This window comes from Sphingomonas sp. ASY06-1R, from assembly GCF_052180265.1.
Lineage (GTDB): Bacteria > Pseudomonadota > Alphaproteobacteria > Sphingomonadales > Sphingomonadaceae > Sphingomonas_I.
Genome location: NZ_CP197464.1, coordinates 2,244,492 through 2,257,110, shown reverse-complemented (window position 1 = coordinate 2,257,110; position 12,619 = coordinate 2,244,492). Strand labels below are relative to the sequence as shown.

Genomic DNA, 12,619 nt, shown 5'->3' with positions numbered 1-12,619 from the left:
GTCCTGGCGACGCGAACTTCATTTCGTGGCAAGGCGATTTCGATTGCCTCCAGGAATACACGCATGCCGCAGCCCGACGATGCCCAGTTTACCGATGCCTCCGGGCATCGCTGGCCCAGTTTGCCGCCGATCAGCACCGGTCTGCGCGGGCGCTGTCCGCGCTGCGGCCGCGGTCATATTTTCAATGGCTTCCTGACGATCCGCGATCATTGCGAGGTGTGCGGCCTCGATTATGCCTTTGCCGATCCGGCCGATGGTCCCGCCGTCTTCGTCCAACTCTTTGCCTGCGTGCCGGGCGTCATCTTCATTCTGATCCTGGCAATCGCCTGGGATCCACCGCTGTGGGTCTATCTCGTCATCGGTCTGCCGGTGGTGATACTATCCACGGTCGGGCCGTTACGGCCGATCAAAGGATGGCTGATCGCCAGCCAATTCTATTTCAAGGCGGAAGAGGGCAGATTGGCCCCGCCCAGGTGAGCGCATCGGAGCGTGATCATGGTTGCGGCGCACGGGTGAAGTGAAACGGAACCTCGCTCGCCTTCCCCTTGTGGCTCGTTCGCACCCACATTGTCATCGCATCCGCGGCGGTGCGTTCAATCGTCATGCCGTCGAAGAACCAGTGATCCTTCTCGACCGCGACCAGCGGGAACAGGACGGCTTTGCCCGTCTTGTCTTCCCATCCCGTCATGTCAGGGTTGAAGTGGCGTACCCGATAGGCGAGCGATCGGCCCATGGGGACGTAGTCGACAAGCTCTGTGAAGGCGACGCCGCCTTTCCCATCCGCCATCGCGAAATGACCGGTGATGCGGCCGCCAAGTTGCGCGGAGTAGGTTTCGGTGACCCTGGCACCCATTCCCGAACCGACCCAGCTCCCCGCGAGCCAGGCAAGCTGGTCCACCGAGGCCGGCGGGGGCGTCGCATCCGTCATCGCGCGTGTGTGCTGCGCCGCCACAGGCGTTGAAACAGCAAGGACGAAAGCCGTAAAGGCGCGCATCAGGTCCAGCTCCCCATCAGGTGAACGCATCCTAATAGTTTGCCACCGCTGGTCTAGTCTGCGCGCCTGCCTGTAGCTTGAAGGCTAGGCGATATACCAATTTACCGGAGGAGCCGGGTCACTTCTTCGGCGCCATGCGCGTCGCCCAAAGGGCATCGATCTTTTTCTGGCCCGCATCACTATTCGCTACCTCGGAGGTTCGCGACAGTCCGCGCAAGTGGATGTCGGTGCCACCCAGGAAGCTGTGGCTGGTGGCATAACCGATCTCGTAAATCGCCATATCGACGTGTGGATCGCCGTCAGCCAGATAGTGGGTCTCGATCAACACCGGCATGCGCGCATCGCCGGGCGAATCCTCGGCATTGGCGGCCTTGCGAGCGCTGACGAGAGCGCTTTCGAACCAGCTCTTCTCAATCCGCGTGTCGCTGCTCGTCTCTGCCGGCGACAGGCCCAATTTGCTCGGGAAGCGGATCGTCTGGCTTTGCACCGCCTGCTCATCTGCACGCGGCACCAGCGTAAGGGTACGCCCTTCCTTGTCCGGCGTCGCCTTGAGGATCATGACGGTCGCCTTCTTGGCCGATTGCGCGCTTTCGGCGGCATGCTGCGCTTCCGCATTGGTGCGCTCGCGATAGCTGTTCCAGAAGGTCAGGCCGGATATCAGGACCGCAAGCAGCGCCACCACTTCGCCCAAGTTCAGCAGGCGACGACGGACACGCGCGGCTTCCTCACGTTCCTTGGGTGTGTCGCTCATCGATTATAATCCTCCAGCACTTTACGCGGCGCGACCATCCGCCAGCTCGTCTCGACCCGGTCGGCGATATGATCCCAGTCGACCTCCGCCCGATCGACCCGGATACCGACCCAGCCGGCATGGCCAAAATAAGCGGGACGGAAATAGGTTTCCGGGTCCGCCTCGATCAGCATGGTCTGTTCTTCGTCGCCGCTCGTCTTGACCAGAATTGCGCTGGTACCGTCGCCATGATGATTGTGCGTGTACCAGGCGAACGTCTTGCCCTTGTCGATGTAGAAACAGGGCATGCCGTGCGACACTTTTTCGGCCGTGCGCGGCAGAGCGAAGGCGATGGCCCGCAACCGGGCCGTATCGCCTGCGGGATCAGGGCTCACGCGTCACCAGCGCCGCCAAGGCGGCAGGATACAGGCGATGCTCCTCGATCAGCACGCGTGCGGCCAGCGTCTCGGCATCGTCGCCCGGCAAGATCGGGACTTCTGCCTGTGCCAGGATCGGGCCGTCATCCAGTTCGGCGGTGACGATATGGACGGTGCAGCCATGGCGCGACTCGCCGGCGTCGATCGCACGTTGATGCGTGTCGAGCCCCTTGTACGCGGGCAGCAGCGAAGGGTGGATGTTGACCATATGCCCGGCCCATCTGTCGACGAAGCCGGGCGAGAGCAGCCGCATATAACCCGCCAGCGCGACGTAGCGGACGCCCGCATCCCGCAGCGCTCCATCGATCAACGTGTCGAATTCGGCGCGCTTCATTCCGATATGGCTGGCGGCGAAGGTCGGGATGCCGTTCGCGGCGGCATAGGCCAGGCCGGGCGCGTCGGCAACGTTGGATACGACCAGCGCGACGTCAAACGGGCAGCTCTCTGCGCGGGCGGCATCGACCAGCGCGGCCATGTTGGAACCGCGCCCCGAAATCAGGATGCCGACCTTGGCGCGTTCATCAGCCATGATGCGAGGCGGACCAATTGGCGCGCGCGCTCCACGTGCCGGCGGTGCCATAAACCGTGCAGCCGCGCGCGCCATGCGCCACCTCGCCGATCGCGAAGACGGTCTCGCCGGATTCTTCCAGCGCTGCGGTGACGTCGGCGACATCGTCCGGCCGCACCGCGGCGACCATGCCGATGCCGCAATTGAAGGTGCGCGCCATTTCCTCGGGCTCGATCGCACCCTGGGCCTGCAGGAACGCCATCAGGCGTGGTTGGGGCCAGCGATCGGCATCCACGGTCGCGTGCAGTTCGTCGGGGAGCACGCGCGGGATATTCTCCAGCAGGCCACCACCGGTGATGTGCGCCAGCGCACTGATCTTGCCGTCGCGGAGCAGCGGCAGCAGCGCGCGAACATAGATTCGGGTCGGCTCCATCAGCAGGTCGATCAACAGGCGATCCTGATCGAACAAGGCCGGCCGATCGAGCTTCCACTCTTTGTCGGCCGCCAGGCGCCGAACCAGGGAGTAGCCATTGGAATGTATGCCCGAGGATGCGAGGCCGAGCAGGATGTCGCCCGCCGCCACCTTCGTACCGGTAAGGGCCTGCGCGCGCTCGACCGCGCCGACCGAGAACCCCGCCAGATCATAATCGCCCGGCGCATACATGCCCGGCATCTCCGCGGTCTCGCCGCCGATCAGCGCGCATCCGGCAATCTGGCAGCCTTTGGCGATACCGGCGATCACCTGTTCCGCAATGCCCGTGTCCAGTTTGCCGGTGGCGAAATAATCCAAAAAGAAGAGGGGTTCGGCCCCCTGGACGATCAGATCGTTGACGCACATCGCCACCAGATCGATGCCGACCGTATCGTGTCGCCCGCTATCGATCGCGAGCTTCAGCTTTGTGCCGACGCCGTCATTCGCCGCCACCAGCAGCGGATCGTCATAGCCGGCCGCCTTGAGATCGAAGAAGCCGCCGAAGCCGCCAATCTCCGCATCCGCGCCCGGTCGGCGCGTCGCGCGCACCAGAGGTTTGATCGCATTGACCAGCGCATTGCCTGCCGCGATCGACACGCCAGCCTTGGCGTAGCTGTAGGATTCACCGCTCATCCAGCGCGCCTATCCATATCCTGCTTGGAAATCCACGGGGGTTTCGCCACAAGGCGCAACCGTGACGTCCGCCCGCCGCTTTTCCCTCATCACCGCAACCATGGCCGCATTGGGCCTGGGCGGAGTCGCGTTGGCGCAGATCGAGGGGAATGATCGCGGTGTCCCGCCGGTGGACAATTCCGCAAATTACGAGATTTCCGACGTAGCGGTGGATGTCTCCGCCAAGACGGCACAGGAGGCGCGCAACTTCGGCTGGCGGCTGGCGCAGCGCCGCGCTTGGAAATTGCTGTGGGCGCGCGTCAACAATCAGCCGGTCGAAGCCGCCCCGAATTTGCCCGATAGTACGCTTGATTCGATCGTGGCCGGCATTTCGGTCGGCGACGAAGAGATTGGCGCCCGCCGCTACATCGCGCATCTTGGCGTGCTGTTCGACCGCGGCCGTTCCGCATCCCTGCTCGGCCAGGCGGAAGCTGGCGTCCGCTCGCCGCCCATGCTGGTCATTCCGGTAATGTGGTCGGGCGGGGTGCCGCAAAGTTTCGAGCGGCGTACCGAATGGCAAAGGGCTTGGGCGCGGTTCCGCTCCGGCGGCAGCCCGATCGATTATGTCCGGCCGGTCGGCAATGGGCTGGATCCGCTGATCCTTAACGTCGCGCAGACTGGCCGCCCCGGACGCGGATTGTGGCGCAACTTGCTCGATCAATATGGCGCGGCCGATATTGTCGTGCCGATCGTGCAACTGGTCCGTCACTATCCTGGCGGCCCGGTCCTTGCGCATTTCACCGCGCTGCATGGGCCGGATGGGGAGGTGATCACGCGGTTCGACCTGACGGCGGCCGATGGCGATCAGCTGCCACGCATACTGGACCAGGGCGTCCGCCAGATCGATGAGGCCTATAGTCAGGCCTTGCGTGACGGGCGCCTCCACACCGACAGTTCGCTCGTGATCGAGCCGGTCGCCGTCCCCGATCTGCCCGAAGAGGCGGTGGTGGAAGGAGCGCCTGCCGCCGCCTTGCCGACGGCCGCATCCACTTTCCTGCTGCAGGTGGAGACGCCGGACGATCCGACGCTGATCCTGGCGCAATCCAGCTTGCGTGCGATCCCGGGGGTCCGATCCATCACCACCGACAGTGTCGCGCTCGGCGGCATTTCGGTGGTGCGGGTTGCGTATGACGGGGATCCCCAGGTCTTCCGGACGGCGCTCGCGACCGCCGGCTATAGCGTTCAGGATACGGGCGGCGGCCTGCGGATTTCCCGGCCGCGATGAGCCAGATCGCTCTGCCGCTCGATTGGCCGGCAGGCAATACCGAGCAGGATTATCTCGTCTCGCCCGCCAACCGGCCGCTGATCCGGCACTTCGAACATTGGTCTCTATGGCCGGTCATGGCGACGATCCTCGCCGGCCCGCGAAAGTCCGGACGCTCGCTGCTGGGCCGCATCTACGCGCTGAAAAGCGGCGGCGAACTGATCGACAATGCCGAGACTGCGGACGAGGAAGCGGTATTCCATGCTTGGAATCGGGCGCAGGAGCAGCGGCGCCCGCTCATCCTGATTGCCGACGCGCCACCGCCCGCCTGGGAGGTGACACTGCCGGACCTGCGGTCGCGTCTTGCCGCCACGCCGGTCGTCCGAATCGAGGAGCCGGATGACGCACTGGCCGGGCAGTTGATCGAGAAATTGTGCCATATACGGGGTTTGGCTGCGCCGCCGGAGCTCGTCCGCTACCTCGTGCCGCGGATCGAACGGTCCTATCTTGGCGTCCACCGCACAATCGATGCGCTCGACGAGCTGGCTTATGCCCAGCGCCAGCGCCTGACCGTGCCGCTGGCAAGGAAGGCTTTGGGGTTTCTCGACGAAGGGTGAGCCTCTACCGGCTCGCCACCCGCGCAGCATCCATGCGGACTCATCCCGCCCGTGGCGTCTGGTCACGGGGAGAGCAGGATGAACGTGCGATTTCTGGCGATCAGGGGCGCTGCGGGACTAGCGCTCGGCCTGGGCTCAGCGGCGGGAGCGCAGGGACTTCCGGTTGCCGAAGGCGCCGCCGCACCTCAATTCAATGCTCTCGCCCTCCGTGGGATCCTAGCTGGTCACGGTAATGCCACGCAGACGCGATGGCTGAGACGCGGCATCCCGTCCCGCATCGCACCCCCGCCGATCGGGCGGCCGATCCTGTATCGGGCCGGACGGTCGCGCGTCCTGGATCGCACCCGCGCCCATTACCGGCATTTCGAGCAGGACGCAGCCGGCGGGCTCCTCACGATCGATGCTATGCGGAAGCGGCGATCGAGAAGCGTTGACGAGGGCGACAGAAAGGCTGGCCGCTTCAGCATATGGTCCGCCGACGGTGGATATCTGGTGGCGCTAGGCGAGCATGACATCGTGCGACTGGGTGCGACGATTGCGGCAGAGAAGCACAATTCCCTGGTTGCGCTGACCAGCGCGCATGCGACATCCACCACACGCACAATCGGGCTCGAGTGGCGTCGAGACAGCGGCGCCGGTATCCAGCTGGCACGGTTCCAGACCCTGGCTCCCGCCAGCCTGACGATAGCCGAGCGCGATTCCTTGTTGGCAGCGGGATCGCCTGCCGCAGAGCAGGGCTATCATGGCTCGATAGAAATGCCTCTGGTGGCCTGCCCGGCGCGCGGTTGCGCGATCCGGCTTGATCTTACGAAGGCCACGCTTGATCGCGCGGATGCGCTGGCACTTGGGGCGGCCCAGCGCGGCTATCAGCGCGCCAGCATTGCCTTTGAACTTCGCTTTTAAAATGACTTGCCATGGCTTGCTTTGGGGTGAGCGTATCGAAGCCCGCCTACGGATCGCCTCATCCTCCGTGCGCCGCGTGCCCTGCGAGTCATCGACGAGTCACAAAAGGCGGCGTAAGCAAGAATGATGGACCAACCGCGCTCCACTCCGCAAACCAACGACGACGTGCTGGTGGAGGGCAGCGACGAGCGCATTGCGCCCGCTGATCGCTATTTCAATCGCGAGCTGTCGTGGATCGCCTTCAACCAGCGCGTGCTGGATGAGGCGTGCAATCCGGCCCACCCGCTGCTGGAACGGGTGCGCTTCCTGTCGATCTCGGGCAACAATCTTGATGAATTCTTCATGGTGCGTGTGGCAGGCCTCAAGGGCCAGCAACTGCAGGCGATCGAGGACCGTTCGCCCGACGGCCTAACGACCGGCCAGCAACTCACCGCCATCGCGCAGCGCGCCGATGAGCTCACCGACGTGCAGCAAAATGTCTGGCTGATCCTGCGCGACCAGCTGGCCGCGGCGGGCATCGAAATCCTGGAATGCGACGACCTGGATGGTGACGTCGCGCAATGGTGCGAGGAGCATTTCCGCGCGCAGATCTTCCCGGTATTGACGCCGCAAGCGCTCGATCCGGCGCATCCCTTTCCGTTCATTCCGAACAAGGGCTTCACCTTGTTATTCGATCTGAAGCGGCTGGCGGATGGGGAGCCGACGCAGGAATTGCTGATGCTGCCGGCGACGCTCAAGCGGTTTGTGCGGCTGCCCGGCATGCGCGCGCGCTACGTCGCCACCGAGACGCTGATCCGCCGTTTCACCCACGTCCTGTTTCCCGGTTACGAGGTGCTGAGCGACACCGCATTCCGGGTCATCCGGGACAGCGATATCGAAATTGAGGAGGAAGCCGAGGATCTGGTTCGCTTCTTCCGATCGGCTATCAAGCGTCGCCGCAAGGGGCGTATCATCCGCCTCGAACCGCGGCCCAATATGCCGAAGGCGCTGGCCCGCCTCATCAAGGAGGAGATTGGCGGCGCGGAGGACGTGATCGTCGACACGCAGGAGTTTCTTGCGGTCAACGATCTGGCCGAGCTGGTCGATGAAGACCGGCCCGATCTGAAATTCACGCCCTTTACTGCGCGCTTTCCGGAGCGGATCCGCGAGCATGGTGGGGATTGTTTTGCCGCCATCCGCTCCAAGGACATCGTCGTCCATCATCCTTACGAATCGTTCGACGTTGTGCTGGCCTTCCTGAAGCAGGCTGCCGCCGATCCGGACGTGGTCGCGATCAAGCAGACGCTGTATCGCGCCGGCAAGCAATCCGCGGTGATCCGTGCGCTGATCGATGCTGCGGATGCGGGGAAATCGGTCACCGCCGTGATCGAGCTGAAGGCGCGGTTCGACGAAGAACAGAATATCAACTGGGCCGCGGAGCTCGAACGGGCCGGCGTGCAAGTCGTCTATGGTTTTATCGACTGGAAAACGCACGCCAAGGTATCGATGGTCGTACGGCGCGAAGGCGATGCGTTCCGTACCTACTGCCATTTCGGTACGGGCAATTATCACCCGATCACCGCGCGTATCTACACCGACCTGAGCTTTTTCACCGCCGATCCGCGTGCGGGGCGCGATGCCGCGCAATTGTTCAATTATATCACGGGCTATGTCGAGCCGGCGGCACTCGAACTGCTGAGCCTCTCACCGCTGGGATTGCGCGAGAAGCTCGGCGAATTGATCGATGCCGAGATCGATCATGCCCGCGCCGGGCGGCCTGCGTCGATCTGGGCCAAGGTCAACAGCCTGGTCGATCCGGCCATCATCGAGAAACTGTATCGCGCAAGCGCGGCCGGGGTGGAGATCGATCTGGTCGTGCGCGGCATCTGCTGCCTGCGGCCCGGCGTGCCCGGCCTGTCGGAACATATCCGGGTCAAGTCGGTGGTCGGGCGCTTCCTTGAACATAGCCGCATCATGGCGTTCGGTAATGGCGAGGAGCTGCCGAGCCCGCATGCCAAGGTCTATATCTCGTCGGCGGACTGGATGACGCGCAACTTCGACCGGCGGGTGGAATATCTGCTGCCGATCGAAAACCCCACCGTGCACGCCCAGATCCTGGACCAGGTGATGGTCGCCAACCTGATCGACGACGAGCAAAGCTGGCGGCTGTTGCCCGATGGCTCGTATGAGCGGATCACGCCCGGCAAACGGCCGTTCAATCTGCATCGCTACTTCATGACCAACCCGTCACTCTCTGGTCGAGGTGCTGCGTTGAAGGGATCGGGTTCCGTACCCAGGCTGACATTCAAGCGCGGCTGATGCGGCGCGTGTATGCGATGGCCCCACGCTGTCGCTGCTTTCATGTCCAGAATATATCTGTTCCGGCGAAACATCCCCGGTTTCGCATGATGTGGCGACGAGCGGCAATATCACCGCTAAGCCGCTGATCGGACTTTGATTTCTCCCGTACCGATCCGCGGACGGGGGGCTCCCGCCGCCGTTCCTTTCGGCAAAATGCAAAAAATTCCTGTCGCCAGGACGTAATAAGCGTAAGGCAAGCTAGCCGCGACGCGCTTCTTTTCCCTTGCGGTAGCGTCACGATCGACCATTTAGGATCCCATGCCCTTCAGTAGATTACCTGCGCCCCTCGTTGAGGCGCTGACCGAGCGCGGCTATGCCACGCCAACCGCTGTCCAGGCCGCCATGCTGGAAGACAGCGCAGACGGCCGCGACCTGATCGTTTCCGCGCAAACCGGGTCCGGCAAGACCGTTGCCTTCGGCATGACGATTGCGCCGCAATTGTTCGAGGGCGATCGCTTGCCGCCCCCTGGCTTGCCGCGCACACTCGTCATCGCGCCAACGCGTGAGCTGGCGCTGCAAGTCGCACGCGAACTGCAGTGGCTGTATGGCAAAGCCGGTGCGCGGGTTACGCCCTGCGTCGGTGGTATGGATCCCTCGCGTGAGCGCCGCGCGCTGTCGCACGGCACGCATATCGTTGTCGGCACGCCGGGGCGTCTGCGCGATCACCTGGAACGCGGCGCACTGGACCTGACCGGGTTGGCGACCGTCGTGCTGGATGAGGCGGACGAGATGCTCGACATGGGCTTCCGCGAAGAGCTTGAGGAAATTCTGGATGCGACCCCGCAAGGGCGCCGCACCCTCTTATTCTCGGCGACCATGCCCAAGCCGATCCTGGCGCTGGCACGGCGCTACCAACGCGATGCCTTCACGATTTCGACGCTCGGCGCGGACCGCGGCCACGGCGACATTTCCTATCAGGCCCTCGCGGTTGCGCCGTCCGATATCGAAAACGCGACTGTAAACCTGCTCCGGCTGCATGAGCCGGATACGGCGATGCTGTTCTGTGCGACCCGCGAAGCCGTGCGCCGTTTGCATGCGAGCCTGGTCGAGCGTGGCTTTGCCGCCGTCGCCCTGTCGGGAGAGCATAGCCAGAACGAGCGTAATCACGCTTTGCAGGCTTTGCGCGATCGCCGGGCGCGCGTGTGCGTGGCAACGGATGTCGCAGCGCGTGGTATCGATCTACCGTCGCTGTCGCTGGTCGTTCACGTCGAGCTGCCACGCGATGCCGAGGCGCTCAAGCATCGCTCGGGCCGCACCGGTCGCGCCGGCAAGAAGGGCGTCGCCGCCCTGATCGTGCCATATCAGCGTCGCCGTCGCGTGGAGGGGATGCTCCGGGACGCGCGCATCCAGGTGGAATGGATTCCGCTGCCGACGGCCGCTGCGATTGCCGCGGCGGATCGCGCCCGGCTGCTCGCGACGCTGGCCGAACCGACGGAAATCGATGACGAGGATCGGGCTATCGGCGCCGATCTTCTGGAAACGCGCGAGCCGCTGGAGATTGCCGCAATGCTGGTGCGGGCGCATCGTGCGCGGATGCCCGCTGCGGAAGAGTTGCTGGAAGGCGGCTCGAGCAGTTCGAGCGGCCCGCGCGAGCGCCTGGAAGGTCCCCGCGAGCGGAGCGAGGCGCCACGCCCCGGTTTTGAAGACACCATCTGGTTCCGCGTGAACATCGGCCGGCGGCAAAATGCCGATCCGCGCTGGCTCTTGCCGCTACTGTGCCGGCGTGGTCACATCACGAAGCAGGACGTCGGCGCGATCCGTATCGCCCAGGACGAAACCCGGTTCGAGGTGCCCCGTGCTGCCGCAGGCCGCTTCCTGGCGGCGATCAAGCGGACCGGTGGCGAAGAGGGCGATGGCGAGGTCATGATCGAACAAGCGGACGGACCACCGCAGGGCGGGGGCGGGCATCGTGGCCCTCCGCGGGGCCGACCCGGCCCGGGCGGGCGGCCGCCGACGCGCTTTCAGCCAAGGCCGACCAGGGCGCCCCGTCCGCCGCGTTAGGTTGGTAGAAGCGTAACAGCTGATTGCGGCGGTCGCCGCGATCAGCTGGCGTAGGGTCGCGTATCAGAGATGATCTCAAGTCGTCGTCTGGCCGCTGATTTATCGTCGCGTGCTTGTTCAAATAAGCGCGAGGAATTGCTGATATGACCCGGTCTGTTGGTAAGAACACCATTGGCGCGCATGCGCATCCTCGTTAAACGTCACGCCGCATGAGCGTGTTTCCCCCTCCGAACCGCTCCTCGTTTGGCGCGCCCGTCGGCATCATCGATATCGGCTCCAACTCGATCCGCCTTGTCATCTATGAGGGCGAGGGGCGCATCCCCTCGATCCTGTTCAATGAAAAGATCATGGCCGGGCTGGGCAAAGGCCTGGGCAAGACGGGGCAGCTCGACAAGGAAGCGGTTGCGCGCACGATCGCCGCACTGGCCCGCTTCCGGCGCCTCGCCCAGGATATGGGCGTTGCCAAATTACGCACCGTGGCGACCGCGGCGGTGCGCGACGCAAGCAACGGGCCGGACTTTATCGAGCAACTCGCCGGCATCGGTCTGCCCGTCGAGCTGTTGCCGGGCAAAGCGGAGGCGTCCCTTGCCGGCCACGGCGTCTTAGCCGCGATACCGCATGCGGATGGCATCGTCGGCGATCTGGGCGGCGGCAGTCTCGAACTGGTCGGCGTGGCCGACAATATGGTCGGGAACGGCGTGTCCATCCCGTTCGGCGTCCTGCGGGTGGCGCAGATGAAGATCGATTCCGCGCGCACGCTGGATCGTGCTTTGGCGAAGGCATTGGCGCGCGCCAAGTGGAGCGGTGCCGCCGAAGGAAGACCCTTCTACATGGTTGGCGGGTCGTGGCGCGCTCTTGCCCGACTGCACCAGGCGCTCACGGATTATCCGCTCCCGATCATCCATCAATATGTGCTGGCGCCGTCCGAAGCGCAGCGGATGGTCCGCGCCTTGGGGCAGCTGGATCCGAAACGCATCAAGGGTATTGCCGGCATCGCCGCATCGCGCATCGCCTCGCTCGGCGATGCGGCCATGCTGCTTGCGGCGCTCGTCCGTTCGCTCAAACCATCCGCGCTGGTCGTTTCCGCGTACGGGCTACGCGAGGGGCTGCTCCACAGCAGCCTGGCGCCGGACGTCCGTAATTTGGACCCGCTGATCGAGGCAGCGCGGGAAGAGGGCGTCCGCCAGGGGCGCTTTCCCGAACATGGTGATCTGCTGAATCGTTGGATCGCGCCGCTCTTCGCCAATGAGCCGGCGCATCTGGCGCGCTTGCGGCATGCCGCCTGCTTGCTGGCCGACGTGGGCTGGCGCGCGCATCCCGAATTTCGCGCCGAACGCGGCCTGGATGTTGCCCTGCATGGCAATTGGGTCGCCATCGATGCGGCGGGCCGCGCCATGATCGGGCAAGCCCTGTTCACGCATTTCGGCGGCGACGGCGTGTGCCCGATCGTCAACCGGCTCATCGGCTATGACGCGGCGACCAAAGCGACGCAGTGGGGTCTCGCGATGCGGCTGGGTCAGCGTCTGTCCGGTGGCGTTTCCGAGCCGCTCGAGTCGAGCACGCTCAACGTCACCACCGGCGCTCTGCTGATGACACTGCGTGGCGAAGATACGGCCTTATATGGCGAAGCGGTCGAGCGTCGTCATAAGATGCTAGCTGTAGCGTTGGGGCTTAAGCCGGAACGCCGTACCGGCTAATCCTGACCCGAAGCGCGTCTGCGGGACGTGTGGAGCGGCCGCCA

Annotated in this window: 10 protein-coding genes and 1 pseudogene; 7 read left to right on the top strand and 4 right to left on the bottom strand. The window is 64.5% G+C overall.

All coding sequences use genetic code 11. The features are described from left to right. Window positions 1-63: 63 nt before the first annotated feature. The gene (locus tag ACSBM8_RS10920) at window positions 64-477 is read left to right on the top strand and encodes a DUF983 domain-containing protein (protein WP_442678053.1); all 414 of its coding nucleotides are present in this window, start codon (window positions 64-66) and stop codon (window positions 475-477) included. A 16-nt stretch (window positions 478-493) separates the two neighbouring features. Here the strand turns inward: ACSBM8_RS10920 and ACSBM8_RS10915 are convergent, their stop codons facing one another. The 4 genes and pseudogenes from ACSBM8_RS10915 to purM all read right to left on the bottom strand — a co-directional run bounded on the left by ACSBM8_RS10915 (window position 494) and on the right by purM (window position 3,774). Beyond that, window positions 494-1,024, bottom strand: a complete 531-nt coding sequence (locus ACSBM8_RS10915) for a DUF6265 family protein (RefSeq protein ID WP_442678052.1) — start codon at window positions 1,022-1,024, stop codon at window positions 494-496. A gap of 88 nt (window positions 1,025-1,112) precedes the next feature. Continuing rightward, window positions 1,113-1,745: a hypothetical protein gene (locus ACSBM8_RS10910; RefSeq protein WP_442678051.1), complete on the bottom strand. Its 633-nt coding sequence runs from the start codon at window positions 1,743-1,745 to the stop codon at window positions 1,113-1,115. Beyond that, a pseudogene (purN, locus tag ACSBM8_RS10905) lies at window positions 1,742-2,690 on the bottom strand (phosphoribosylglycinamide formyltransferase). The gene ACSBM8_RS10910 and the pseudogene purN overlap by 4 nt, the downstream one beginning before the upstream one ends. After that, window positions 2,683-3,774: a phosphoribosylformylglycinamidine cyclo-ligase gene (gene purM / locus ACSBM8_RS10900; RefSeq protein ID WP_442678050.1), complete on the bottom strand. Its 1,092-nt coding sequence runs from the start codon at window positions 3,772-3,774 to the stop codon at window positions 2,683-2,685. Before purM ends, purN begins: the two are co-directional and overlap by 8 nt. Window positions 3,775-3,835: 61 nt before the next feature. On the opposite strand from purM, the gene ACSBM8_RS10895 reads away from it, so the two are divergent. The 6 genes from ACSBM8_RS10895 to ACSBM8_RS10870 all read left to right on the top strand — a co-directional run bounded on the left by ACSBM8_RS10895 (window position 3,836) and on the right by ACSBM8_RS10870 (window position 12,575). Then, the gene (locus ACSBM8_RS10895) at window positions 3,836-5,038 is read left to right on the top strand and encodes a heavy-metal-associated domain-containing protein (RefSeq protein ID WP_442678049.1); all 1,203 of its coding nucleotides are present in this window, start codon (window positions 3,836-3,838) and stop codon (window positions 5,036-5,038) included. Beyond that, on the top strand, window positions 5,035-5,634 hold the full coding sequence (locus ACSBM8_RS10890) for an HdaA/DnaA family protein (RefSeq protein WP_442678048.1): 600 nt from the start codon (window positions 5,035-5,037) through the stop codon (window positions 5,632-5,634). The genes ACSBM8_RS10895 and ACSBM8_RS10890 overlap by 4 nt, the downstream gene beginning before the upstream one ends. Before the next feature lie 78 nt (window positions 5,635-5,712). Next, window positions 5,713-6,537: a hypothetical protein gene (locus ACSBM8_RS10885; RefSeq protein WP_442678047.1), complete on the top strand. Its 825-nt coding sequence runs from the start codon at window positions 5,713-5,715 to the stop codon at window positions 6,535-6,537. A 126-nt stretch (window positions 6,538-6,663) separates the two neighbouring features. Beyond that, window positions 6,664-8,835, top strand: coding sequence for an RNA degradosome polyphosphate kinase (locus ACSBM8_RS10880; protein WP_442681563.1), 2,172 nt, complete (start codon window positions 6,664-6,666; stop codon window positions 8,833-8,835). A gap of 300 nt (window positions 8,836-9,135) precedes the next feature. Further along, window positions 9,136-10,878 (top strand): DEAD/DEAH box helicase, encoded by a 1,743-nt coding sequence (locus ACSBM8_RS10875; RefSeq protein ID WP_442678046.1) that lies wholly within the window; start codon window positions 9,136-9,138, stop codon window positions 10,876-10,878. 209 nt (window positions 10,879-11,087) lie between these two features. Then, entirely contained in the window at window positions 11,088-12,575 is a 1,488-nt protein-coding gene (locus ACSBM8_RS10870; protein WP_442678045.1) for a Ppx/GppA phosphatase family protein, read from the top strand. The last annotated feature ends 44 nt before the right edge of the window (window positions 12,576-12,619 follow it).